The following is a 23,051-nucleotide window of genomic DNA, read 5'->3' as shown; positions in this document are numbered from 1 at the left end:
CCTTCCGATGTGGCTCCTGCTCTTCCCCGTCGTCGCGGGCGTGCTCGGCGCGGCGCTGCTGCGACTCGTCCTGCGTGCGAAGCGTCCCCGCCTCGACCGCCCCGCCGCCCTCGTGACCGCTCTGGCGGCCGGCGCCTCCTCGCTGATCATGATCGTGTTCTCGACCTCCACGGTGATCCCGATGTACGTCGCCGACGTCCCGTCCTTCCCGTGGGAGACGTACGGCGCCGTGCGCTTCGTGCTCCCGCTGGCCCTCGGGATCCTCACCGTGCTCCTGCTCGGACTGCCCGCTCGCAGCGGGCGCGCCGGCGGTGCCCAGCTGACGCGGCGCACCTGGACCTCGTTCCTGAGCCGGCCATGGGTGGCGATCCTGGGGATCGTCCTCGCGCTCGTCGTCATCCTCACCCTCTCCGCCGGTGTGGTCTCGCAGCCCGACGAGGACGGCCGCTTCACGCGCTACGTCATCGAGCTGGGCAACGGGGGCGCGGAGACCGACTTCTACGGATGGCACTACTCCATGGCCCCGATGATCGCCCTGGTCATCCTGGTCGTGGCCACGGTGAGGGCCTGGGCCGGCATCGCCCGACCTCCCCACCCCGAGGACGTCGAGCAGGACATCGCCCGGCGCCGTCTGCGGAGCACGAACGTCGCCCGCATCACGACCGGAGCGCTGCTGCTCCATCTCGCCGCGATCCTCCGCGACCTGGAGTCGACGTCCAGGCTGAGCCTCACCGTAGGTGCCGAATCGGGAGAGCACTTCTCCACGGGGTCGGCCTTCTCCGACCTGGCACCCTTCCTCGAGTACGGCGCCCCACTCGTCGCGGCGATCGGACTGGGACTCTGGGTCCACACCGCGCTGACCGCGCTCCCCGCCTCCGCGGGCTCTGCAAGCGCTGCAAGCCCTGCAGGCTCTGCAAGCTCCCGTCGCGAGACGGCATGATCATCGAGATCTCGCCGACCGGCGGGAACCCGTCCGAGCAGATCAGCGACCAGATCGCCGGGCTGATCACGACCGGCGCTCTCGCCCGCGGGGATCGCCTGCCCTCCGTCCGTCAGCTCGCGACGGACCTGCAGGTCGCCCCCGGCACCGTCGCGAAGGCCTATCGCTCCCTGGAGGCCGGCGGGCTGATCGTCTCCCGTGCCGGCTCCGGGTCCCGGGTGAGCGACCAGGCCTCGCCCGTCTCCCCCGACGTCGCCCATGCCGCCCGCCGCCTCGCCGCGAGCTCGCGCGAGGACGGCCTCGACCTGGGCGACGCGATCCGGGTGCTCCGCGCGGTGTGGTGAGCGCGGTGTAGTGAGCGCCGTGCGGTGAGTCCGCGCCTTTGTGTCCGCAGATCACGCGTGGCGTGCACGCGCCACCGGGCAGGGGCAGACTCGAGGCATCCGCACCGAGCGAGGAGTCGCCCATGAGCACCACCGCCCAGACCTCTGACAGCACCGCGAAGACCACCTGGGAGGGCTTCCGTCGCCGGCGGGACGAGTCCCTGGCCGCTCCCCACGGCATCCTCGCCCAGGTCGGCCTGCACTGGATCGACCCGACGGCCGGGCCGCAGCAGGTCGGCGATGTCCCCGGCTCCTGGGAGGTCGTCGACGACCGTCTCGTCGCGACGTTCCCCACCTCGGAGGTGAGCCTGCTCGCAGGATCCCCCGAGGTGGAGGCGCACGCGGACGGCGAGAGCACCACCGCGACCGTGCTCGCCGCGGGTGACGTGCGCCTGGCCGGCTTCGGGCAGGACGTGCAGATCGATGTGATCCGCCGTGGCGGACTGATCGGCCTGCGACTGCTGGATCCGGCCGCGCCGCGTCTCGCCGCCTTCGACGGCGTGCCGACGTTCGCCTACGACGCCGCCCAGGTGCTCACCGGCACGTGGCGGCGTGACCCCACCACCGTCACCGTCGGCACGGCGATGCCCTGGCTGGAGGCGAAGCTGCCCTCCCCCGGTGTGGCCGTGCTCGACGTGGCGGGCAGCGAGGTCGAGCTGGTGCTCACGGGCGAGGCGAGCATCCTGTTCACCGACGAGACCTCCGGCCCGGAGAGCGCCGACTGGCGACAGGTGCGGGCGGAGCTCGACGGTGATCAGGTGCGGGTGGACCTCAACTACGCGCTGAACTTCCCCTCCGCCTTCAGCGCCTGGGGCACCTGCCCGAAGCCGCCCGCAGGCAACCACCTGCCCCTCGCCGTGCGCGCGGGCGAGTCGCGCGTCGAGCAGACGGAGCACTGAACGGCCGTCACCACCTAGGATCGCGGGATGCCCGAGCACCCTGTCGACGCCCCGGACCCGCGCTCGAGCACGCCGTCGAGCGACAGCACCAGCACCAGCACCAGCACCAGCACCAGCACCAGCAGCAGCAGCAGCAGCAGCAGCAGCAGCAGCGAGAACCGTACGCGCTCCACTCCCTGGGCCCGTCGCGGCGACGTGCCGTGGGGTTCAGTGCTGCGCAACGTCGCCCTCGTGCTCGCGGTGCTGGTCATGCTCTGGCTGGCGCTGAACGTGCGCCTGCCCTCCCTCGAGGAGCTGCGCGAGGACTTCGCCGAACTCGGTGCCTGGGGGCCGCTCGCCTTCATCGGCGCCTATGCGGTGGTCGCGCTCACGCCGATCCCGGTGACGATCATGGCCGTGGTGGCGGGCCTGCTGTTCGGTCTGCCCGGCGGCACGGTGCTGTCGATGATCGGAGTGGTGATCGGCTGCTGGGGCGGCTACTGGATCGCCCGCGGGCTCGGCCGCGAGACGGTGATGCGGGCACTGGGCTCCCACGCCGAGATGATCGAGGACCGCTTGGAGAACGGCGGCTTCTACGCCGTGTGCACGGTGCGGCTGATGCCCGGGATCCCCTATTGGCCGGTGAACTACGGCAGCGGAGCGCTCGGCGTCTCCAGCCGCGACTTCCTCATCGCGACCGCGCTCTCCGCCCTGCCCGGTCAGGTCTCCCTGATCGCCATCGGCGCGTTCCTCGGGAGCCCGACCGTCCTCAACGGTGCCGTGGTGGTGATCTCGTGGATCGCGGTGATCATCCTGACGGTCCTCTCCTACCGTCGCTGGCGGAGATCGCTTCCTTCCACCGAGTAACCTCGCCGCCACCGGTTCTGCGCCCTCACCTCGGAGAACTCCCGCACCGAGACTCGGGGCGGGCGGGCGATTCCGGGCCACCCGGACTACACTGCTGGCACGCCGACGGAGCATTCCTCTGATCCCTGACGGGGACCGCCCCGCCTGGCTGCGGCGCGCCGACCGGAGCGCTCCGCCGCCCGAACGGGACCCCGGCTGGCGGTCCCCAGTTGCCACCGAGGACGTGTCATGACTACAACGACCGAGGCCAAGAGCGGTTTCAGCCCGCGCGTGGCGTTGCAGAAGGTCGGCACCTCACTGTCGAACATGGTGATGCCGAACATCCCCGCCCTGATCGCCTGGGGAATCCTCACCGCCTTCTTCATCGAGGACGGCTGGACGCCGAACGCGCCGCTGGAGAGCGCCGTCGGCCCGATGATCCACTATCTGCTGCCACTGCTCATCGCGAACACCGGCGGCCGGATGATCTACGAGGCGCGCGGCGCCGTGGTGGGCGTCATCGCCACCATGGGCGTGATCGCGGGCTCGGACTGGCTGATCGCGCAGGACAATGCCGCTGCCCTCGAGAAGTGGCTCGCCGCGGGCAACGCCGAGAGCGCGTTCGAGGCACTGCCCGAGGTCCACATGTTCATCGGCGCGATGATCATGGCACCGCTCGCGGCCTGGATCATGAAGAAGCTGGACCAGCTGTGGCAGGACCACATCCCGGCCGGCTTCGAGATGCTCGTGAACATGTTCTCCGCGGGGATATTCGGCTTCATCGCCCTGGTGGCCGGATTCTTCGGCCTCGCCCCGCTCGTGAACGGCCTGATGACTCTGCTGGCGGAGGGCGTCGCCGCGCTGATCAACGCGCACCTGCTGCCGGTGGTGTCGATCCTCATCGAGCCGGCGAAGGTCTTCTTCCTCAACAACGCGATCAACCACGGCGTGCTGACCCCGCTGGGGATCTCCGATGCCGGCACCAATGGCAAGTCCGTGCTGTTCCTGCTCGAGTCGAACCCCGGCCCCGGCGTCGGCATCCTGCTCGCCTACACGTTCTTCGGCCGGGGCGCCGCACGTGCCTCCGCGCCGGGCGCCGCGATCATCCAGTTCTTCGGCGGCATCCACGAGATCTACTTCCCGTACGTGCTCATGAAGCCGATCCTCATCCTCGCGGCGATCGGTGGCGGCATGGCCGGCGTGGCGGTCAACGTCGCCTTCGGCACCGGCCTCATCTCCCCGGCCGCTCCGGGCTCGATCCTCGCGATCTTCGGCGTCGCCGCGCGCGACTCCTATCTGGGCATCGCCCTGGCCGTGCTCGCCGCCGCAGGGGTGAGCTTCCTGCTCTCCACCCTGTTCCTGAAGATCGGCAAGCAGGACGACGGCGACATCGCCTCGGCGACCGCCAAGATGGAGCAGATGAAGGGCAAGAAGTCCTCCGTCTCGGGTGCCCTGACCGGCGCTGGTGCCGGCGCAGCAGCGGCCGGAGCAGCCGGCGCCGCCGGTGCGGCCGACGGCTCCGACCACACGGGCCCGATCTCCAAGATCGTCTTCGCCTGCGATGCCGGCATGGGCTCCTCCGCGATGGGCGCGACGGTGCTGCGCAAGAAGGTGCGCGCCGCCGGCTTCGACGACGTCGAGGTCACCAACAAGGCGATCTCGAGCCTGAACGACGAGTGGGACGTGGTCGTCACCCAGAAGGAACTCACCGACCGGGCCCGTCAGCGCACGGGCTCCGCCATCCACGTGAGCGTGGACCAGTTCATGAACTCCCCGCGCTACGACGAGGTCGTGGAGCTCGTGGACGCGCGCAACAACCCCGACTCCGCCGACGACGCACCGACGGCCGACGCGGAGGCGGCTGACGCCGGTGCCGGTGCGCCCGCTGCAGCGGCCTCCGGAGCCCACGGCCGACGTGCCGCGGAGCGCCCGGCGGAGGACTCCGCTGCGGCGGCACCGGGCACGGCCACTCCGGCCGACGCCGGGGCCGAGCCCGACACGGGCGAGGGAACCGAGATCCTCTCCCCCGACAGCATCGTCCTGACCGGCACCGCCTCCGATTCCGCCACCGGCATCGACGAGGCCGGGGCACTGCTGGTCGCCGCCGGCGCGGTGGACCAGGGCTACGTGGACGCCATGCACGCGCGCGAGGCCACGGTCTCCACGTTCATGGGCAACGGCCTGGCCATCCCCCATGGCACCAACGACGCGAAGTCCACGATCAAGCGCTCGGCCATGTCGTTCGTGCGCTACCCCGAGGGCATCGAGTGGAACGGCAACCCCACGAAGTTCGTGATCGGCATCGCCGGGGTCGGCGACGAGCATCTCGTGCTGCTCCAGAAGGTCGCGATGACCTTCTCCGATCCCGCCCAGGTCGAGCGTCTCGAGCAGGCCACCAGCGCGCAGGAGATCCTGGCGATCTTCGGCGACGAGAAGGAGTGAGCGCATGAGCAAGGCAGTCCATTTCGGTGCAGGGAACATCGGCCGCGGTTTCGTCGGCCTGCTGCTGCACGAGGCCGGCTATGAGCTGGTGTTCGCGGACGTCGCCGACGCCCTGATCACGCAGCTGCAGGAGACGGACTCCTACGAGGTCCGCACCGTCGGCCAGAACGCGGCGACGACCGTCGTCGACGGCTTCAGCGCGATCAACTCGACGAACGACCCCGAGGGCCTGACCGAGCAGATCGCCTCGGCGGACATCGTCACCACCGCCGTCGGCGCGCACATCCTGCGCTTCGTCGCGCCGAACATCGCCGCCGGGATCGCGGCCCGCCCCGCCGGGGCGCCCCGCCTCGCCGTGATGGCGTGCGAGAACGCGATCAACGCGACGGATCTTCTGGAGCAGGAGATCCGGGCGAACTATCAGGGCGAGGACCTCGACGAGAAGGCGCTGTTCTCGAACACCGCCGTCGACCGCATCGTGCCGGTCCAGGCCGAGGACGCCGGACTGGACGTCACGGTCGAGGACTTCTACGAGTGGGCCGTCGAGCGCGGCCCCTTCGGCGGCCAGGAGCCCGAGGTCCCGGGCATCACCTGGGTGGACGACCTGGGCCCGTACATCGAGCGCAAGCTGTTCACGGTGAACACGGGCCATGCGACCGCCGCCTGGCACGGCTGGGCGGCGGGCCACGCGAGGATCGCCGAGGCCATCGCGGACCGGGCCGTCGCCCAGCAGGTCGAGGCGGTGCTCGGGGAGACCTCTGCGCTGCTGGTGGCCAAGCACGGCTTCGCCGAGGACGACATGGCGAGCTATCGCACCAAGGTCCTGGGCCGCTTCGCGAACGAGGCGCTCCCCGATCCGGTCGAGCGGGTGGGGCGGGCGCCGCTGCGCAAGCTCTCCCGGCACGACCGCATCGTGGGCCCGTCCGCGGAGCTCGCCGAGCGCGGTCTGGGTTCGGAGGGCCTGCTGGCCTCCTTCTCGGCAGCGCTCGCCTTCACCCCCGAGGGCGACGACGAGGTGACACGGCTGCAGGAGATCCTGCGCACGCAGGACGCCGACGCCGCCGCCTCCGAGATCACCGGTCTCGACACCGACCATCCGCTCTTCCCCGCCGTGCGGGAGGCGATCGCCGCACGGCAGTCGGCCCTCTGAGGGCGAGCGAGCCTCCGTTCACCGGGCTCACTGGCCAGCCCGGTATATTCCACGATGACACCACGACCGTTGGTCCCCGACGCGGGCGACCGCGTCACCTCACCCGTCGCGCACCGCGCGGCGGCTCGTCGAAAGGCACACACCATGGCAGAGCGCACCGTCACGATCGCCAGCGCCTCCGGGCTCCACGCGCGCCCCGCGGGCATCTTCGCGCAGGCCGCCGGCGAGCAGCCCGCGACCGTCACCATCGAGAAGGCCGGCGGCAACGCCGTGCAGGCCTCCAGCATGCTCATGCTCATGACCCTGGGCGCCGGCCACGGCGACGAGGTCACGCTGCGCGCCGAGGGCGAGGGCGCCGAGGAGTCCGTCAACGCTCTGGCGGACCTCCTCGAGAAGGATCTCGACGCCGAGGAGTGACCGCTCGAGGTCGGCATCACGCCGGCCTCGCGAGAGCATCAGCACGAAACCCCCGATACGCACCGGAGACGGCGCATATCGGGGGTTTCGTCGAGCGGGGCTCAGCGCCTCACCCGCTCATCGGCCCGCGGGCTCGCTCACAGCCCCAGCTCGCCGAGGATCGGCAGCCCCGCGCGCACGAGGCTGTTGGCCTCCTCCGCGGTGCGAGCGGCGACGGCCTTCGCGGCCAGCTCCTTGGCCTGCTCGAGCGTGACCGTCGAGAGCACCTTGGCGACCGCGGGCAGGGAGCGCGGGGTCATCGACAGGCTGTTCACGCCGAGCCCGACGAGCACCACGGCGAGACCGGGATCCCCGGCCGCCTCGCCGCACACGCCGACGGGCTTGTTCGCGGTCTCCCCGAACGCCTCCGGATCGCCGCCGGCGACGCGGGCCCCGTCGCAGGTGGCTCCCACCAGGGCGAGCACGGCCGGCTGCCACGGGTTGTTGAGGTGGGCGAGGGAGCCCAGCTGACGGTCCGCAGCCATCGTGTACTGGGTGAGGTCGTTCGTGCCGATGGAGGCGAAGTCGCACGCGGCGAGCTGGCGGTCCGCGGTGATCGCGGCCGATGGGGTCTCGACCATGATCCCGGCCGGCTCGAGGCCCCGCTCACGGCACAGGGCCACGAAGTCCTCGGTGTCGGTGACGGTGGAGATCATCGGCGCCATCACCCAGGGCTTCGCGTCGGACTGCGCCGCGGCGGCCGCGATCGCGTCGAGCTGGTTGGTGAGCACCGAGCGCTTCTCCCACGAGGTGCGGAAGGCGCGCACGCCGAGCGCCGGGTTCGGCTCGTCGGCGTCGGTGAGGAACGGCAGGGGCTTGTCGGCGCCGGCGTCGATCGTCCGCACGACGACCTTCTTCCCGGGCAGGTGCGCGAACGCCTCGACGTACGCGGCGGTCTGCTCCTCGACCGTCGGCTCGTCCTCACGGTCCAGGAACAGGAACTCGGTGCGGAACAGGCCCACGCCGTCGGCGTTCGCCTCCGCAGCCTTCTCGGCATCCGCCGCGCCGCCGATGTTGGCGAGCAGCTGCACCCGGGTGCCGTCCTCCAGGACGCCTCCCCCTCCGTCATAGGTGAGCGGGTTCTTCTGCAGCTCGGTCCACGCCTCGGCGAAGCGGTGATGCTCCTCGGTGACCTCATCGGTGATGGTGCCCAGGCCCGCGTCGACGAACACCTCGGTGCCGTCAGAGAACTCGTGGATGCTCTTGGCGGCGACGATCGCGGGCAGGCCCAGCTGGCGGGCGAGGATCGCGGTGTGCGACTGGGGGCCGCCGTCGGACGTCACCAGGGCGAGCACGCGCTCCGGGTCGAGGGTCGCGGTATCGGCGGGGGCGAGATCGATCGCGGTGAGCACGAAGGGCTCCTCGACGTCGGGGATCCCGGGGGCCTGCTCGGAGCGGAGCTCGGCGACGATCCGCGAGCGCACGTCGCGCACGTCGGTGGCGCGCTCGGCCATGTAGCCGCCGAGTCCCTCGAGCATGGAGGCGACCTGGTCGCCTGCCTCCCAGACGGCCCGTGCCGGGGACTTGCCGCCGGAGAGCACGAGGCCCTGCGCGGTCTGGGTGAGGGAGGGGTCCGCGGCCATCTGCGCGGTGGCCTCGAGGATCTTCTTCCCGTCGCCGCTGGCCCGCTCGGCCAGTCGGATCAGCGCGGCCTGCACGGCGGCGGCCGCGACCGGGATCCGCTCGGCCTCGGCCGCGGGGTCCGCGCCCTCGGGCAGGGTCTCCTTGGCGGCCGGCTCGGCCACCGGCGGCGCCATCGCGCGGATCGTGCCGACCACTCGGCCGGGGCTGACTGCAACACCTGTGTACTGGGCCATCGCTGCTTCTCCTTGCGGGATCCGTGGGCGCGTCGCAGGGGGAGGCCGGCGCTCTGGCACCGTCACCTGACCGACCCGGTTCGACGACAGCTTCATCGTACGCGGCGCAGACCCGACTCCCTCCGGCGGCGAGGCCCTGCCCGCACCTCGCAGGTGCAGTCCCTACGATGACGCGATGAACGCCATGGCATGGGAGCACCTGAGCGAGCCCGATCTCACCGGTCGCACCGTCGTGATGACCGGTGCCAGCGACGGCCTGGGCCGCGAGGCGGCGCTCCAGCTGGCCCGCTGGGGCGCGGATCTGGTGCTGCCCGTGCGCACCCGGCACAAGGGCGAGACCGTCGCCGCACGGATCCGCCGCGAGACCAGCCGGCCGCACTCGGTGCAGCTGACGGCCCTGGACCTCGCAGACCTCTCCTCGGTGCGTGAGGGGGCCGCGCAGATCGTGCAGGCCGTCGGCGAGCGCGGCATCGATCTGCTGATCAGCGTGGCCGGGACGGTCTCCCGCCATCGGGAGGAGAGCGCCGACGGCTTCGAACTGATGACCGGGGTGAACGCGCTGGCGCCGCTGCTCCTCACCGAGCTGCTGCTGCCGCACGTGCGCGAGCGGGTCGTGGTGGTCGCCTCGGGGGCGCACACCGTCGGACGGATCGACCTGGACGACCCCCACTTCCGGCGCGGCGGCTGGTCTCTGCGCGCCGGCTACGGCCGCTCCAAGCTCGTGACGATGCTGTGGGGCCTCGAGCTGGCCGAGCGCCTGCGCTCCGGCCGCACCAGCGGCGTCGGCCGCACCGGGATGGACCTGCAGCTCGTGCATCCGGGATGGGTGCTCACGAATCTGCAGAACGCGACCGGCTCCCCGCGTCTGGACCGTGTGGTCACCGAGGTGACCCGACCGATCGCGATGCCCGCGGAGCAGGGCGCCGCGTCGGTGCTGTTCGCGGCCACCCAGCCGCTGCCGCCCGGCTCCTACATCGGGCCGGACGGTCCCGGGGGTCTTCGCGGGAGGCCGACGTTCCTGCGCCGCTCCGCGGACGCGCTGGACCGGGACCTGGCGCGGGACGTCACGACCTGGGCCCGGGCGGAGATCGGCCTCTCAGAGGGTGCCTCTGAGCTGGACCTCTAGAGCGTGAAGCCCGCGGGGAAGGGGTCGGTCGGGTCGAGCAGCAGCTGCGCGGTGGCGATGATCCAGGCGCTGCCGGTGATGGTGGGGACCACGGCGTCGATCTCGCCGACCCGGGTGCGCTCGACGAGGCGTCCGGTGAAGGAGGTGCCGATGAACGACTCGTTGACGAAGTCGGTGTGCAGGTCGAGCTCCCCGCGAGCATGGAGCACGGCCATCAGCGCGCTGGTCCCGGTTCCGCCCGGTGAGCGGTCCAGCCATCCCGGATGGTTGATCAGCACGTGGCGGGTGCGCCGGGCATCGGAGCCCGGTGCGAGCAGGACCACGTGCTCGCAGCCCGAGAACCCGCTCTCCGGATGGGTGAGCGGGATCTGCTCGTCCACGGCGGCCATGATCGCCGTACCGGCCGCCACCAGGCGTTCCGCTGCCGCATGCTCGAAGGGGATGCCGAGGTCCTCGAGGTCCACGAATGCGTAGAAGTTCCCGCCGAACGCCAGGTCGCAGATGAGCGTGCCGTACCCGGGCACCTCGACGGTCGCGTCCAGCGCATGGACGTAGGAGGGGACGTTGCGGATCGTGGCGGAGGTGGCCTTGCCGTCGGCGACCTGCACATCGACGGTGATCAGGCCGATGGGCGCGTCGAGGCGCAGTGTCGTGACCGGTTCCGTCACCGGCACCATCCCGGTGTCGACCAGCACGGTGGCCACGCCGATCGTCCCTGCGCCGCACATCGGCAGCACGCCGGTGACCTCGATGAACAGCACACCGTAGTCGGCGTCCGGACGGGTCGGGGGCTGCAGGATCGCGCCGGACATCCAGCCGTTGCCGCGCGGCTCGCACATCAGCAGCGTGCGCAGGTCGTCGGAGCTCTCCAGGAACCAGCGGCGCCGCTCGTCCATGCTCTCCCCGGGGAAGGTGGGCACTCCCCCGGTGACGACGCGGACGGGCAGACCCTCGACATGGGCGTCGACGGTGTGGATGACTCGGGTGCTTCTCATGCGTTCTGTGCTCCTGGTGGTCGCGATGGACGATGGGCGCCGCCGGCCGCGCACCGGGCTCAGCCGGCGAGCAGCGCCTGGTAGAGGTCCTCGGGCAGATCGATCCGGGTGCGCGGGGGCTTGCGTCGGCCGAAGTCGACGCCGTGCTCGCCGGTCAGGCGCTGGAGGTGCTCCTCGACGCGCTCCTCGTACCGCGGGTCCACTGCGGTGGGATCGATCGCGGCGATGAACAGGCCCAGGTCGGGCGGTTCGGCTCCGGTGTCGAAGGGGGCGGCATCGAGGGAGAAGGAGCCGCCGGACATGGCCGCGAGCATCTCGATCATCATCGCGATGTTGGCCCCCTTGGCACCGCCGAACGGCAGCAGCGCTCCGGCGAGCGCCGCTGTGGCGTCCGTGGTCGGTTCGCCGTCGGGGCCCAGCCCCCACCCGTCCGGGATCGGTTCCCCGCGCTGGGCGGCATCACGGACCTTCACCCAGGCTGTCGCGCTGCTGGCCTGGTCGAACACCCGCGGGCCGTGACGGTGGGGCAGGGCGAAGGCGAGCGGGTTCGTGCCGGCGACGGCCTCGCGGGCCTCGTGCACGGCCATCAGCGGCGAGGAGTTCCCGCACACCAGGGCGACCAGCCCCTCCTGGGCGAAGCGGGTGGCGTACAGGGCGAGCTCACCGGCCGGGTAGGAGTTGAAGGTGGTGAGCACGGCGATGCCGCAGTCCCGGGCCGCCTCGACCAGGGCGCCGGCCGCACGATCGACGGCGAGCTGCGCGGTGCCGTGGTCGGCATCGACCCTCACCACGGCGGCGCGGGGTCGGTCGATCCGCGGGGAGGCGTCGCCCTTCAGACGGCCCTCGCGGAGGGCAGCGAGGTAGTCGAGGAGGTGCGCGGCGCCGACGTCCCGCTTCCCGCGACGTTCTGCCGCGACCGTCGCCTCGGCGAGGCTCGTGGACATCTCGGGCGAGCCACCGGCCGCGAGCACCGCGTCACGGCAGAGCACATGGAGCGCCTGCGGCGTGAGGCGACGGGAGCCGGAAAGTTCAGTCGGGGCCGGCAGGGCAGGCGGGGCAGGCATGTCGGTCATGTCCTGCCAGGCTATCGGTCCCCCGACGCGGTGGGCCGAGCCGTCCGCGCGGCCCCACGCTGGATCACCCACCACAGCAGAGAGGACAAAGGCCCGAACCCACACGACGTGGGGTCGGGCCATGCCGATGTCCAGCGACATCACAGGGCGGAGGGTGCGGGATTCGAACCCGCGGTACGGGGTGACCGCACAATGGTTTTCAAGACCATCTCATTCGGCCGCTCTGACAACCCTCCCGGTGCCCGGAGACACCTGAGGAGTCTACCGGGAGCCGGGCAGGCTCAGCGCACCTGCGTCCGTCGCACCAGCAGCACCCAGGTGCCCGCCGCAACCAGGCCGACCGCGGCGATCACGCCCATCCACGAGCCCCAGCTGAGCGTGAGCAGCTCCAGCAGTCGCCCGCCGAAGCCGTCCACCAGGACGATGCCGGCCACGATCGCCACTCCGAGGAGCCCCAGGAGGCTGCCGGAGATCCACAGGATCGGCTGGCCGAAGCGCAGGAAGGCGGAGGTGATAGCGGCACCGAGGAACAGTATGGCCACGATCAGCAGGAAGGTCTGGACGAAGGTCTGCCAGGAGGCACCGGTGCCGGTGTAGAACACGTCGAAGAAGCGGATCCCCAGGCCGAACCCACCGGTGGCGGCCTCGACCGTCTTGCCGAGGGTGACCAGCAGCGCGTAGGCCAGTGCGTTGCCCAGGAACAGCAGGCTCTGCCCGGCCGCGAATTCACGGCGGGTCACTCCCAGGCCCAGGGCGAGCGGGAAGTACTGCCCCATCGAGACGAAGCCGTAGCCGATCAGCGGGCCGAGCAGGGAGAAGATCGCTCCGCTCCAGGTCATGCCCTCATACATCTCCGCTCGGACCTCGGCCCCCTGGGTGCCGACGATCGCACCGATGGAGAGCACGATGACCAGTGCGATGACCATCACGAGGAGTGGCCAGCCGTAAGCCTGCATGCGGTTGACGAAGTGCATGTCTATGACGGTGCGGTATCGCATGTCGGGGTTCCTCTCAGCGGGCCGCCGCGGGCGCTGCGGCGGTCGTGCGATGGACGATGTAGTTCTGCAGGGACACCGGCGCGACGTCGAGCCCAGCGGCGCGAGCAGCTGCTGCGGTCGTCTCGCCGTCGGTGAGAATGGTGGCGGTGGCGAGAGCTCCGATGCGGGCTTCGTGCAGCACCTCGGACCTCGCCGTGAACTCCTCGACCTCGGCCAGGCGCCCGGAGACCTCGATCGCGGCGCCCTGCAGGGCATCGGCCTCCTCGTCGAGCATGACCCTGCCCTGGTCCAGCAGCACCACGTGCTCGAGGAGGTTGGAGACCTCATCGATGTGGTGGGTGGACAGGACGATGGTGCGCGGATGCTCGGCGTAGTCGGCCAGGAGGCGATCGAAGAACAACCGGCGGGCTACGGCATCCAGGCCCAGGTACGGCTCGTCGAAGAACGTCAGCGGGGCCCGCGAGGCGAGGCCGATGATGATGCCGACGGCCGATAGCTGCCCTCGGGAGAGCTTGCGGATCGCCCGCTTCTCGGGGAGCCGGAAGTCAGCCACCAGATCAGCGGCCAGGCCCTGGTCCCATGCCGGATAGAGCTTCTGCGCGATCCGCAGCACGTCGCGGGGACGGAAGCCGTCGGGATACTTCTGGCTCTCCTGGATGAAGCAGGTCCGAGAGAGGACTCCGGCGTTCTCCACGGGGTCCTCCCCCAGCACCTGCATGCTCCCGGAGCTGGCGAAGATCTGAGCGGTCAGCAGTTTCATGAGCGTGGTCTTGCCGGCGCCGTTGCGTCCGAGCAGGCCGTGGACGCGGTTCTCCTCGAGGGAGATGCTGACCTCATCGATGGCGGCGACGTCGCGATAGTGCTTGCTGAGGTCCCGGGCTTCGATGGCGTTCATCGGGACGCCTCCTTCGTGATCATCTGGACGAGTTCGTGGGGCGGGATGTCCAGCCGAGCGGCTTCGCGCAGCAACGGGACGAGATAGGTCCGGGTGAAGGCCTCGCGTCGCCGTCTGCGGAGCAGCTCGACCGCGCCGGGGGCGACGAACATCCCGACACCGCGCCGCTTGACCAGCACGCCGGCGTCGACCAGACGGTTCAGGCCCTTGCCGGCGGTGGCGGGGTTGATGCGGAGGAAGGCGGCGAGCTCATTGGTCGACGGCACGGGCTCGTCCTCCACGTAGGTGGCATCGAGGATCCCCTCCTCGATCTGTTCTGCAACGGCGATGAACAGCGGCTTCGACTCGTCCAGCACACCGCCTCCAGGTCGGATCGTCGGGGCCGAGCCTCCGAAGGTTGCTCGGTTCATTACTCCACTAATGAACCATGGAACCGAGGGGCCGTCAACCCCTTCCCGGGACCTGCTCCGATCCGGAGCATCCACCGCGCACGCCGGCGTCGACAGCGTCATGGCCCATGGCAACTAAGCTGACCGGACCCGCCCCCGAGGGAGAGGACATCCCGCATGCGCGCCATACTGATCAAGTCCGACGGCGCCGACGCCCGCCTCGTCGAGGACGCCGACGAATCCCTGCTCACCGGCGATGTCGAGCTGGACGTGCTGTGCTCGAGCTACAACTACAAGGACGGGATGGCGATCGCCGGCAAGGGCATCGCCCGCAGCTTCCCGCTGATCCCCGGCATCGACCTCGTGGGCCGGGTGACCGCCGCCGAGTCCGGGCCGTACTCCGCCGGCGACCTGGTGGTGCTCAACGGCGACGGCATCGGCGAGTCCCTCCACGGCGGTTTCGCGACCCGCGCCCGGGTGCGGCCCGACGCCCTGGTGCGGCTCCCGGCGGAGATCTCCCCCGAGCGCGCGGCCGCGATCGGCACCGCCGGGTTCACGGCGATGCTCGCCGTGCTGCGCCTCGAGGACGGCGGCGTCGAGCCCGGCAACGGGGACATCCTGGTCACAGGCGCTTCGGGCGGAGCCGGCTCGGTCGCCGTCGCACTGCTCGCGGGGCGCGGCCACCGGGTGGTCGCCTCGACCGATCGGGTCGAGGCGAACACGGAGTACCTCCGTGCCCTCGGTGCGGCCGACGTCATCAACCGTCGCGAGCTCTCCGAGGAGCCCGGACGTCCGCTGCAGTCGAAGCGCTGGGCCGGCGTGATCGACGGCGTGGGCAGCACGACGCTCGCCAATGCGCTCGCCCAGACCGCCTGGGGAGGGACGGTCGCCGCCTTCGGCCTCGCGCAGGGCCCGGACCTGCCGACCACCGTGCTCCCGTTCATCCTGCGCGGCGTGACGCTCGCCGGCGTCAACTCGGTCGACGCTCCCCTCGCCCTGCGCGAACGGGCCTGGGACGCCCTGGCCCGGGAGCTCGACCTCGACCAGCTGGATGCGATGACGACCAGCATCGGGCTGTCCGAGGCCGTCCCCTATGCCGAGCGGATCCTCGCCGGCGAGGTCCGCGGCCGCACGGTCGTGGAGGTGACCCAGTGACCATGCGCGCGATCGCCATCACCGAGGACCACCAGCTCGAGCTCGTCGAGCTCCCCGAGCCCGTCCCCGCACCCGGCGAGGTGCTCGTGGACGTGGTCGCCGCGGGCGTGAACCGGGCCGACGTCGCCCAGACGGCCGGCAAGTACCCGCCGCCGCCGAACACCTCCGAGCTTCCCGGCCTGGAGGTCTCCGGCCACCGCCGGGACACCGGGGAGCCGGTCCTCGCGCTGCTCGCCGGTGGCGGCTACGCCGAGGTCGTCGCGGTCCCCGAGGGGCAGCTGCTCCCGGTGCCGGAGGGCCTGGACCTGGTCGACGCGGCCGGCGTGATCGAGGTGTGCGCGACCGTGGTCTCCAACCTCGTGCTCGAGGGTGCTCTCGCGGAGGGCGAGACCGTGCTGATCCATGGCGGCACGGGCGGCATCGGCACCGTCGCGATCCAGCTGGCGCGGCACCTCGGCGCACGGGTGCTCACCACCGTCGGCTCCGACGACGGGGTCCACCAGGTGCGCGCCCTCGGGGCGGACATGGCCTGGAACCGTCGCACCACCGACCTCCTGGAGGCGGTGCGCGAGACCGGCGGCGCCGACGTCATCCTCGACATCGTGGGCGGCCCGGCCCTCGCGGACAACGTGGGGATGCTGCGGGAGCACGGCCGTCTGGTCATCATCGGCACCCTCGGCGGTGCGCACGGCGAGCTGCCGATCGGGATGCTCATGGGCAAGCGGGCTCGGGTCATCGGCACCACGCTGCGCTCCCGGCGCACCGAGGAGAAGCGCGAGATCCTCGAGGCCACCGAGGCCCTGGCCTGGCCGTTGCTGACGGACGGCTCCCTGACGGTCCCGGTCCATGCGCGCTTCCCCCTCGAGCAGGCCGCCACGGCCCACGAGGTGCTCACGACGGGAGGGCACCTGGGCAAGGTGATCCTGGAGGTCGCGCCGCGGACGAGCTGAACAGGTCCCGACGAAGCCGGCTCAGCGCAGCAGCGTCTGCAGCACGAGCACGGTGCCGTCCTCGTAGACGGAGTCGGTGACGATGTCCGCGACATCCTTCACGCCCTGCGGCGCCTGGCCCATCGCGACCCCGACGCCGGCCCACTGCAGCATCTCGGTGTCGTTGAAGCCGTCGCCGACGGCGACGGTGTGCTCCAGCTGCACCCCGAGGCTCTCGCGCACGGTCTCCAGCGCGGTGGCCTTGGAGACGCCGGGGGCGGCCATGTCGAGCCAGGCCGTCCACCCGATCGAGTACTCCACGCCGTGCACGCCGGATTCCGCGATGACCCGGCTGAACTCCTGCGGGGTCAGATCGGGGACGTGCACCACCACGCGCACGGCCTCGAGCTCGAGGAGGTCGTCCAGCGGTCGCTCCTGCGCCTGCACACCGAAGCTCGAGTCCTGGAACCCGGTGGTGGCGTGGAAGGACCCGTCGGCCTTCTCGACCGCGTAGTGCGCGTCGGGCGCCACGTCGCGCAGGGTGCGCAGGGCGTGGCCCGGCTGGAAGACGCGGGTGTCGATGATGCGGTAGCCGCCGTCGGCCTCCGGATCCAGTTCGAGGGTGACCGCGCCGTTGGAGCAGACGGCGTACCCGCTGGTGATGCCTGCGGCCTGGACGATCGGCAGCGTCGCCCCGAGGGAGCGACCGGTCGAGATGACGACGACGTGCTCGTTCGCCGCCTTCTGCAGCACGCGGCGCATCGGCGGGGACATCACACCGTCGTGGTCGACCAGCGTGCCGTCGACGTCGAGCCCGATCAGCAGACGATTCCCGGGCAGGGAGACGAGGTGCTCCCCGAGCCGAGTGCGGGTCGCATCGCGATCGGTGAGCTCAGCGGTGGGGTTCATGCCGCCGAGTCTGTCACCGGCATCTGACATCCGGGTGAACCGGCGGTGACGCAGGCGGTCGCGCAGACGGCGCAGGACGCTGGTTCCGGGGAGGTGGGTCACGTCAGGACACGACCTCGAAGACCTCGCGGCCGCCGAGGTACGGGCGGAGCCCCTCGGGGACCACGACGGAGCCGTCGGCCTGCTGGTGGTTCTCGAGGATCGCGGCGATGAACCGGGTGGTGCCGAGGGTGCCGTTGAGAGTGGCGACCGGGCGCAGCCCGTCGTCCGTGCGCTCGCGGATGTTCAGCCGACGCGCCTGGAACTGGGTGGTGTTCGACGTGGAGGTGAGCTCGCGGTAGGTGTTCTGGCTGGGCATCCACGCCTCGCAGTCGTACTTGCGGGCGGCGGAGGTGCCGAGGTCGCCGGCCGCGGTGTCGATGATCCGGTAGGGCACATCGATGCGGGCCATCATCTGGCGCTCGAGATCCAGCAGGCGCTCGTGCTCCTCGTAGGAGTCCTCGATGCGGCAGTAGCTGAACATCTCGACCTTGTGGAACTGGTGCACCCGGATGATGCCGCGGGTGTCCTTGCCGTAGCTGCCGGCCTCGCGGCGGTAGCAGGCGCTCCAGCCGGCGTAGCGGATCGGACCGTCGGCGAGATCGAGGATCTCGTTCTTGTGGTAGCTGGCCAGGGCGACCTCGCTGGTGCCGACGAGGTACAGGTCGTCGTCCTTGTCCAGGTGGTAGACCTCGTCCGCGTGCTCGCCGAGGAAGCCGGTGCCCTCCATCGACTCCGGCAGCACCAGGGTCGGGGTGATCATCGGGGTGAAGCCGGCCTGAGTGGCCTGGTCGATCGCGGAGTTGAGGATCGCGAGCTCGAGCTGGGCGCCGACGCCGGTGAGGAAGTAGAAACGGGCGCCGGAGACCTTCGCGCCGCGGGCCATGTCGATCGCGCGGAGCCCCTCGGCGATCTCGAGGTGGTCCTTGACGTCGAAGTCGAAGCTCGGGTTCTCGCCGACGGTCTCGCGCAGCGCGAAGTCGTCCTCGAGGCCCTCGGGGGCGCCCTCGGAGAGGTTCGGGATGGCGCGCAGCGCCGCGTCGCGGGCCGCGATGGCCTCTCCGGCTTCCGCCTCGAGACGCTTGACGTCGGCGGAGAGCTGCTTGACCTCAGCCAGCAGCGCCTGCTTCTCCTCGCCCTTCGCCTGCGCGACCTTCTTGCCGAAGGCCTTCTGCTCGGCTCGCGCGGATTCGAAGGATCCCGTCGCCTCGCGCCAGTGGGAGTCGGCCGCGAGCACGGCGTCGACGATGGCGGGGTCTCGTCGGCGCGCCTTCTGGGCGTCGCGGACGGCATCGGGATTCTCGCGCAGGAGCCGCAGATCGATCATTGCACCAGGGTACCTGCGCCGCGGCGGTCACCGGAGGGCGGCAGGCTCAGTAGTGTGACCTCATGGATCACACACTGCTCGCACTCAGCATCGCCTCGGTCGTGATCATGGTCGTGGCCGTCGTGCTGCTCGTGGTGGTGCTGCGTCACCTGACCCGGCACCGTCGCGAGATCTCCGCCCTGCGGGAGACTGCTGAGCGGTACGAACGCGAACTGGCGCCGCAGCGCTCCGCGGGCGACGGCTCCGACGACGCGGCGGGCGGCGACGCCGCCGACGCCGGCGCCGGGATCGAGCCCGCGGTGCGGAAGGTCGGTGTCGTCCTGAACCCCACGAAGTTCGACGACACCGAGCTCTTCCGCCGCCGCGTGCGCGAGGTGGTCGAGGGCCTCGAGGGGGCCGAGGTCCGCTTCTACGAGACCTCGGTCGATGATCCGGGCCGTGGCCAGGCGCGGCTGGCGCTCCAGGACGGTGCCGATCTGGTGATCGCGGCCGGCGGCGACGGCACGGTGCGCCTGGTGGCGTCCGTGCTCGCGGGCAGCGAGGCGCTGATGGGCATCATCCCCTCGGGGACCGGCAACCTGCTGGCGCGCAATCTGGACATTCCTCTCGAGGACCCGGCGGGCGCGATCACCGCCGCGATGGCCGGCCAGGACAAGCGGATCGACGTGGGATGGCTGCGCACGGGCGGATCGGTCTCCGAGGCAGCATCCTCCGCCGAGCAGATCTTCCTGGTGATCGCTGGCTTCGGGGCCGACGCCGAGATGATCGGCCACACCGATCCGACCTTGAAGCGGCGCCTGGGCTGGGTCGCCTACGTGGTCGGCGGCGTGCGCACGATCCTGGGACGCTCGGTCGACGTGGTGCTCGATCTGCCCGACGGCACGCGGCACGCTCACAAGGCCCGCACGGTGCTGCTGGGGAACGTGGGTCGGCTGCCCGGCGGCTTCGTGCTGATGCCGGGGGCGACGGCGGACAACGGTCGCCTCGAGATCGTGGTGGCGGGCTGGCGGGGCGCTGCCGGCTTCAGCCAGGTGCTCACGGAGGTCGTCACGCCGAAGCTGGTCCCCCGCGGCCGGTTCGCCCAGGCCACGAAGCTGTCGACCATGGAGCGCTACCAGGCCAGCGAGGTGCGGGTTGCGACGACGAAGGCGCAGCCCGTGCAGCTGGACGGCGATACCGATGCGGAGGCGACCCATCTGATCGCGCGCATCGATCCGGGAGCCCTCCGGCTACGGGTCCCGGCGGGGACGGATCCGTCCCAGCCCTGATCAGGCGTCGGGTTCCGGCCGGGCATCGACCGCCGCGGGGCTGCCGGTCCCCGCGCCTTCGACCTCGGAAGCCGGCGTCACCATCGCCGTGAGCTTCTCGATCCAGGCGTGCGCCTGGTCGTAGGTGGCGTCGGCGAACTCCTCGCGAGGCTCCGGGGCCTGCCCGTCGATCCGCGGATACGACCCGAGGAAGTGCACGACGGGGCAGATCCGGTGCAGCGCACGGAGGGACGCGGCGACCCGACGGTCCTCGATGTGGCCCTCGGCGTCGATCGAGAAGGAGTATCGGCCCAGGAAATCGCCGATGGGGCGGGATTCGATCCGGGAGAGGTTCACGCCGTTGCTGCTGAACATCTCGAGGGTCTCGAGCAGGGCGCCGGAGCGGTTGTGCGGCAGCTGCACCACCAGGGTGGTCTTGTCGGCACCGGTGCGCGCAGGGATGCGGCCCTCGCGGGTGACGAGCACGAATCGGGTCTGTGCGCCGGAGTTGTCCTCGATCTGCTCGGCGAGCACGGTGAGCCCGAAGTGCGCGGCGGCCAGCGGGGAGCAGACGGCGGCGCGGCCGTGGGCCTCCTCCGAGCTCATCGACGCGAGGTCGCGAGCGGCTGCTGCGGTGGATGACGCGGTGGCGACGTTCGCTCCGGGCACGTTCTCGCGCAGCCAGCCCTGCACCTGGGCCTGCGCGTGCGGGTGGGAGGAGACGACCCGGAGGTCTTCGAGCGCGGTTTCCGCACAGGCAGCGAGCACGAAGGTGACCTGCACGATCTGCTCGGCGACGATCGTGATGGAGTCCGTGGCGGCCAGGACGTCGAGGGTGCCGGAGACCCCGCCCTCGACGGAGTTCTCGATCGGCGCGATGAGCGCGTCGATCTCTCCGGCGAGCAGGTCGGTGGTGGCGGTCGCGACGGCCGCGAACGGCACCTGCTCCACCGCGTCCGTGAACTCCCGGGGCATGACCTCGAGGGCCTGCAGGAGTGCCTGGTGGGTGAAGGTGGTCTCGGGGCCGAGGAATCCATACCGCATGGGATCCAACAGTACTGGTCCGGACGCTGTCCCCGACCGAACCCGATCCGGTCGAGACGAGGCCGACGTGCTTCTGCCTCAGAAGGTCGACGCGCTCCTGGATCAGAACGGCGGGTCGGCGTCGTAGCGGGCGTTGCACGGGGGCGTGCCCCAGACCGGTTCGACGCCATAGCCGATGTCGAGCGCGGGATCGTACGGGCCCGCTTCTCGCTCGAAGCGCTCGAACTCGCCCATCCGCTCGAGGGCATCCAGTTCGAGGGTCCACTCGTACTGCGCCCAGGAGTCCGCGAGCGCTGCGGCAATGATGGGCGTGACGAGATCCGTGCGGGGAGCGATGGTGACTTCGGCACGCGTGGGTGTGCCCACCGTCCAGGTGGTGGAGCCGTCCGCGTTGCGCACGGGATCGGTGCGCCCCTTGGTCTTGGCATCGTGGTGCGCCCAGTGCAATCGATGAAGGTTCTCGATGCTGGTGGGCCCGCCCCGTTGCGGGTCGGAGTGGTCGAACTCCTCGATGTGGTCGTTCTCCGCATCGGAGCTGGTGGTCCGGGTGCATCCGGGGGCCGCGCAGACGGGATCTCGGAGACGGAGGTGCTCGACCATCGCCGCGGTGGGACGGTACTGGTCCGCCGGGAGGGGCAGGAACTCCCCGGTCGTCGGATCGGTGAGCACCCGGTGCCAGACCTCCTCGCCGGCGGCGAGCCGTCGGGCCATGTCCGCGGGCAGCGGGATCACACCGTCGTAGGTCGCCGGCGCGTCGTCCAGACCCATCAGGGTCAGCACGGGCACGACCACGTTGATGCGATGGCGTTCACGCGGGACCTCGACGCCCGCCGTGTCGAGCATGGTGCGGGTGATCAGTGCATACCTGATCGCCGCGAGCGGCATCGCAGAGCCCTCAGCCGCCGTGTCACCGTCGAGGTCGAAGGGGACCGGGCTGCCGTCCTCGAGCGCGTGACGCTGCTGCGCCTGGACCGCCCGCGCACTGGTGTCGAGGCGGCGGGCAAGACCCAGGATCTCGTGGAGCGGTCCGGTGATGCGCAGGCAGGCGGTGCCGTCGTCCTGCGGGGAGCGCTCGAGAGCGACGTCGCGCATATCTTCCGGACGAGGGCGTGCCCCGTCAGCATCGAACCATGCGACGAGAAGCCGAAGGCTCTCCAGGAATCGTGGTGCAGGAATGGAAGCCAGATCCCACGTGGATACTCGCTCATCCACTTCTCCGCGTTGAAATGTCGTCAGCTCGCGCACGGATCTCAGGAGTCTGTCGAACCATTCCGCGGGCATATCTCCCGCCGCCAGGCGACCGAAGACCAACGGCATCTCGTCCACCGCGATATGAGCGTCACGCAGCAGCGTCGCCGCTCGCGAGGTGGTGGTACGCAGAGCGATGGCGATCGCGAGATCCGCCTCTTCGCGGTCGTCGGCGAGGTCGGGATCGCCCCTGTCCACCCAGAAGTCCGCAACTGTCCGCAGCAGATGGGCGCGTGCTCTCGAGGCATCGCGCTGCATCCCCATCAGGCGGGTCGCCGCTGCCGCGTCGGCCGATCCGGACTCGAGCCCGCCTCGCTTGAGCAGGGACTTCTCGGTAAGAGGCGTCCTGGCCTGCACGCGCTGTCGGGGCGGCTCCACCCCGTCGGCACGCCGGGCCCCCTGGCGCGTCCGGGACGACCGGGACATCCGGGCGGACGGCGACATGGACTCGCCTGGCTCATGCTCCAGCAGCGTCATGACACTCACCCCTCCCCCGAGACGATCGAACCGGCGGTCGCTCGTTCCGCCGCACCCACGACGCGACGCCGAGAACCCCTCACACCCTTTTTGCTATGCGTCCATTTTATGGTTTCGAGTGGTTACTCGCAAGCAATTTACCGATATCGTGGGAATTGTGGATAACATGGCTTGGGGAGGAAAGGAGACCCCATGAGGCACTTCAACGGTGCAGGTGACGGCGTCCTGTGGATAACCCTCCATTGGGGAGGAAAGGTGGTCATTGTGGATGACATGCGTGTGGGGAGG

Annotated in this window: 22 protein-coding genes and 1 tRNA gene; 11 read left to right on the top strand and 12 right to left on the bottom strand. The window is 70.8% G+C overall.

Translation table 11 applies throughout. The features are described from left to right. Nucleotides 1-7 precede the first annotated feature (7 nt). From CIK81_RS06040 to CIK81_RS06030, 3 genes are all read left to right on the top strand, one after another. Entirely contained in the window at nucleotides 8-940 is a 933-nt protein-coding gene (locus tag CIK81_RS06040; RefSeq protein ID WP_096196676.1) for a hypothetical protein, read from the top strand. After that, nucleotides 937-1,284 (top strand): GntR family transcriptional regulator, encoded by a 348-nt coding sequence (locus CIK81_RS06035; RefSeq protein WP_096163784.1) that lies wholly within the window; start codon nucleotides 937-939, stop codon nucleotides 1,282-1,284. Before CIK81_RS06040 ends, CIK81_RS06035 begins: the two co-directional genes overlap by 4 nt. 122 nt (nucleotides 1,285-1,406) lie before the next feature. After that, nucleotides 1,407-2,222, top strand: a complete 816-nt coding sequence (locus CIK81_RS06030) for a DUF1684 domain-containing protein (RefSeq protein ID WP_114355522.1) — start codon at nucleotides 1,407-1,409, stop codon at nucleotides 2,220-2,222. A 14-nt stretch (nucleotides 2,223-2,236) separates the two neighbouring features. On the opposite strand, the gene CIK81_RS06025 is transcribed toward CIK81_RS06030, so the two are convergent. Further along, nucleotides 2,237-2,443: a hypothetical protein gene (locus CIK81_RS06025; RefSeq protein ID WP_147272344.1), complete on the bottom strand. Its 207-nt coding sequence runs from the start codon at nucleotides 2,441-2,443 to the stop codon at nucleotides 2,237-2,239. Here CIK81_RS06025 and CIK81_RS06020 point away from each other — a divergent pair. From CIK81_RS06020 to CIK81_RS06005, 4 genes are all read left to right on the top strand, one after another. Further along, nucleotides 2,433-3,068: a TVP38/TMEM64 family protein gene (locus CIK81_RS06020; RefSeq protein ID WP_241964019.1), complete on the top strand. Its 636-nt coding sequence runs from the start codon at nucleotides 2,433-2,435 to the stop codon at nucleotides 3,066-3,068. The genes CIK81_RS06025 and CIK81_RS06020 overlap by 11 nt on opposite strands. A gap of 228 nt (nucleotides 3,069-3,296) precedes the next feature. After that, nucleotides 3,297-5,489 (top strand): PTS sugar transporter subunit IIA, encoded by a 2,193-nt coding sequence (locus tag CIK81_RS06015; RefSeq protein WP_114355520.1) that lies wholly within the window; start codon nucleotides 3,297-3,299, stop codon nucleotides 5,487-5,489. Between the two features lie 4 nt (nucleotides 5,490-5,493). Then, on the top strand, nucleotides 5,494-6,639 hold the full coding sequence (locus tag CIK81_RS06010; RefSeq protein ID WP_114355519.1) for a mannitol-1-phosphate 5-dehydrogenase: 1,146 nt from the start codon (nucleotides 5,494-5,496) through the stop codon (nucleotides 6,637-6,639). A 144-nt stretch (nucleotides 6,640-6,783) separates the two neighbouring features. Beyond that, nucleotides 6,784-7,056 (top strand): HPr family phosphocarrier protein, encoded by a 273-nt coding sequence (locus tag CIK81_RS06005; RefSeq protein WP_096163779.1) that lies wholly within the window; start codon nucleotides 6,784-6,786, stop codon nucleotides 7,054-7,056. A gap of 137 nt (nucleotides 7,057-7,193) precedes the next feature. Here CIK81_RS06005 and ptsP read toward each other — a convergent pair whose 3' ends face one another. Then, nucleotides 7,194-8,912: a phosphoenolpyruvate--protein phosphotransferase gene (gene ptsP / locus CIK81_RS06000; protein WP_096163778.1), complete on the bottom strand. Its 1,719-nt coding sequence runs from the start codon at nucleotides 8,910-8,912 to the stop codon at nucleotides 7,194-7,196. Nucleotides 8,913-9,087: 175 nt separating this feature from the next. Between ptsP and CIK81_RS05995 the strand changes: the two genes are divergently transcribed. Continuing rightward, complete coding sequence (locus CIK81_RS05995) at nucleotides 9,088-10,038, top strand: SDR family NAD(P)-dependent oxidoreductase (RefSeq protein WP_114355518.1); 951 nt, start codon at nucleotides 9,088-9,090, stop codon at nucleotides 10,036-10,038. On the opposite strand, the gene CIK81_RS05990 is transcribed toward CIK81_RS05995, so the two are convergent. The 6 genes from CIK81_RS05990 to CIK81_RS05965 all read right to left on the bottom strand — a co-directional run bounded on the left by CIK81_RS05990 (nucleotide 10,035) and on the right by CIK81_RS05965 (nucleotide 14,355). Beyond that, nucleotides 10,035-11,033, bottom strand: coding sequence for a proline racemase family protein (locus CIK81_RS05990; protein ID WP_114355517.1), 999 nt, complete (start codon nucleotides 11,031-11,033; stop codon nucleotides 10,035-10,037). The two genes, CIK81_RS05995 and CIK81_RS05990, sit on opposite strands and share 4 nt — an antisense overlap. Nucleotides 11,034-11,092: 59 nt before the next feature. Next, nucleotides 11,093-12,106, bottom strand: a complete 1,014-nt coding sequence (locus tag CIK81_RS05985; protein WP_158541939.1) for an Ldh family oxidoreductase — start codon at nucleotides 12,104-12,106, stop codon at nucleotides 11,093-11,095. A 148-nt stretch (nucleotides 12,107-12,254) separates the two neighbouring features. Further along, nucleotides 12,255-12,342, bottom strand: a tRNA-Ser gene (locus tag CIK81_RS05980). A gap of 45 nt (nucleotides 12,343-12,387) precedes the next feature. Further along, nucleotides 12,388-13,104 carry a hypothetical protein gene (locus tag CIK81_RS05975; RefSeq protein ID WP_096196672.1) on the bottom strand — a complete coding sequence of 239 codons (717 nt, stop codon included), beginning with the start codon at nucleotides 13,102-13,104 and terminating at the stop codon, nucleotides 12,388-12,390. Nucleotides 13,105-13,117: 13 nt separating this feature from the next. After that, nucleotides 13,118-13,999, bottom strand: coding sequence for an ABC transporter ATP-binding protein (locus CIK81_RS05970; RefSeq protein WP_096163774.1), 882 nt, complete (start codon nucleotides 13,997-13,999; stop codon nucleotides 13,118-13,120). Beyond that, on the bottom strand, nucleotides 13,996-14,355 hold the full coding sequence (locus tag CIK81_RS05965) for a GntR family transcriptional regulator (RefSeq protein ID WP_096163773.1): 360 nt from the start codon (nucleotides 14,353-14,355) through the stop codon (nucleotides 13,996-13,998). The genes CIK81_RS05970 and CIK81_RS05965 overlap by 4 nt, the downstream gene beginning before the upstream one ends. 210 nt (nucleotides 14,356-14,565) lie before the next feature. Here CIK81_RS05965 and CIK81_RS05960 point away from each other — a divergent pair, with 210 nt between their 5' ends. Further along, nucleotides 14,566-15,543, top strand: a complete 978-nt coding sequence (locus CIK81_RS05960; protein ID WP_114355515.1) for an MDR family oxidoreductase — start codon at nucleotides 14,566-14,568, stop codon at nucleotides 15,541-15,543. 2 nt (nucleotides 15,544-15,545) lie between these two features. Then, the gene (locus CIK81_RS05955; RefSeq protein ID WP_158541938.1) at nucleotides 15,546-16,493 is read left to right on the top strand and encodes an NAD(P)H-quinone oxidoreductase; all 948 of its coding nucleotides are present in this window, start codon (nucleotides 15,546-15,548) and stop codon (nucleotides 16,491-16,493) included. Between the two features lie 21 nt (nucleotides 16,494-16,514). Here the strand turns inward: CIK81_RS05955 and CIK81_RS05950 are convergent, their stop codons facing one another. Both CIK81_RS05950 and serS read right to left on the bottom strand, forming a co-directional pair. Next, nucleotides 16,515-17,381, bottom strand: coding sequence for an HAD family hydrolase (locus CIK81_RS05950; protein ID WP_114355551.1), 867 nt, complete (start codon nucleotides 17,379-17,381; stop codon nucleotides 16,515-16,517). A gap of 103 nt (nucleotides 17,382-17,484) precedes the next feature. Next, nucleotides 17,485-18,747 (bottom strand): serine--tRNA ligase, encoded by a 1,263-nt coding sequence (serS, locus tag CIK81_RS05945; protein ID WP_096196667.1) that lies wholly within the window; start codon nucleotides 18,745-18,747, stop codon nucleotides 17,485-17,487. Between the two features lie 62 nt (nucleotides 18,748-18,809). Here serS and CIK81_RS05940 point away from each other — a divergent pair, with 62 nt between their 5' ends. Continuing rightward, complete coding sequence (locus CIK81_RS05940) at nucleotides 18,810-20,015, top strand: diacylglycerol kinase family protein (RefSeq protein WP_114307011.1); 1,206 nt, start codon at nucleotides 18,810-18,812, stop codon at nucleotides 20,013-20,015. On the opposite strand, the gene pheA is transcribed toward CIK81_RS05940, so the two are convergent. Together pheA and CIK81_RS05930 are read right to left on the bottom strand one after the other, a co-directional pair. Beyond that, complete coding sequence (gene pheA / locus CIK81_RS05935; protein WP_114355513.1) at nucleotides 20,016-21,038, bottom strand: prephenate dehydratase; 1,023 nt, start codon at nucleotides 21,036-21,038, stop codon at nucleotides 20,016-20,018. A gap of 102 nt (nucleotides 21,039-21,140) precedes the next feature. Next, complete coding sequence (locus CIK81_RS05930; RefSeq protein WP_241964018.1) at nucleotides 21,141-22,730, bottom strand: HNH endonuclease signature motif containing protein; 1,590 nt, start codon at nucleotides 22,728-22,730, stop codon at nucleotides 21,141-21,143. Nucleotides 22,731-23,051 lie beyond the last annotated feature (321 nt).

Origin of the sequence: Brachybacterium sp. JB7, from assembly GCF_003335205.1 — a bacterium.
Classification (GTDB): domain Bacteria; phylum Actinomycetota; class Actinomycetes; order Actinomycetales; family Dermabacteraceae; genus Brachybacterium; species Brachybacterium alimentarium.
The sequence above is the reverse complement of the archived record's forward strand: the minus strand, read 5'-3'. Positions and strand labels throughout refer to the sequence as shown.

Bases quoted from the DNA above. Each gene is read 5' to 3' on its own strand.
- CIK81_RS06005 (WP_096163779.1), top strand. From the start codon at position 6,784: ATGGCAGAGCGCACCGTCACGATCGCCAGCGCCTCCGGGCTCCACGCG.
- serS (WP_096196667.1), bottom strand. From the start codon at position 18,747: ATGATCGATCTGCGGCTCCTGCGCGAGAATCCCGATGCCGTCCGCGAC.
- CIK81_RS06040 (WP_096196676.1), top strand. From the start codon at position 8: ATGTGGCTCCTGCTCTTCCCCGTCGTCGCGGGCGTGCTCGGCGCGGCG.
- CIK81_RS05950 (WP_114355551.1), bottom strand. From the start codon at position 17,381: ATGAACCCCACCGCTGAGCTCACCGATCGCGATGCGACCCGCACTCGG.
- CIK81_RS06035 (WP_096163784.1), top strand. From the start codon at position 937: ATGATCATCGAGATCTCGCCGACCGGCGGGAACCCGTCCGAGCAGATC.
- CIK81_RS05960 (WP_114355515.1), top strand. From the start codon at position 14,566: ATGCGCGCCATACTGATCAAGTCCGACGGCGCCGACGCCCGCCTCGTC.
- CIK81_RS05975 (WP_096196672.1), bottom strand. From the start codon at position 13,104: ATGCGATACCGCACCGTCATAGACATGCACTTCGTCAACCGCATGCAG.
- CIK81_RS05930 (WP_241964018.1), bottom strand. From the start codon at position 22,730: ATGTCGCCGTCCGCCCGGATGTCCCGGTCGTCCCGGACGCGCCAGGGG.
- CIK81_RS05970 (WP_096163774.1), bottom strand. From the start codon at position 13,999: ATGAACGCCATCGAAGCCCGGGACCTCAGCAAGCACTATCGCGACGTC.
- CIK81_RS06015 (WP_114355520.1), top strand. From the start codon at position 3,297: ATGACTACAACGACCGAGGCCAAGAGCGGTTTCAGCCCGCGCGTGGCG.
- CIK81_RS05990 (WP_114355517.1), bottom strand. From the start codon at position 11,033: ATGAGAAGCACCCGAGTCATCCACACCGTCGACGCCCATGTCGAGGGT.
- CIK81_RS05955 (WP_158541938.1), top strand. From the start codon at position 15,546: ATGCGCGCGATCGCCATCACCGAGGACCACCAGCTCGAGCTCGTCGAG.
- CIK81_RS05985 (WP_158541939.1), bottom strand. From the start codon at position 12,106: ATGACCGACATGCCTGCCCCGCCTGCCCTGCCGGCCCCGACTGAACTT.
- CIK81_RS05995 (WP_114355518.1), top strand. From the start codon at position 9,088: ATGAACGCCATGGCATGGGAGCACCTGAGCGAGCCCGATCTCACCGGT.
- ptsP (WP_096163778.1), bottom strand. From the start codon at position 8,912: ATGGCCCAGTACACAGGTGTTGCAGTCAGCCCCGGCCGAGTGGTCGGC.
- CIK81_RS06030 (WP_114355522.1), top strand. From the start codon at position 1,407: ATGAGCACCACCGCCCAGACCTCTGACAGCACCGCGAAGACCACCTGG.
- CIK81_RS05940 (WP_114307011.1), top strand. From the start codon at position 18,810: ATGGATCACACACTGCTCGCACTCAGCATCGCCTCGGTCGTGATCATG.
- pheA (WP_114355513.1), bottom strand. From the start codon at position 21,038: ATGCGGTATGGATTCCTCGGCCCCGAGACCACCTTCACCCACCAGGCA.
- CIK81_RS06010 (WP_114355519.1), top strand. From the start codon at position 5,494: ATGAGCAAGGCAGTCCATTTCGGTGCAGGGAACATCGGCCGCGGTTTC.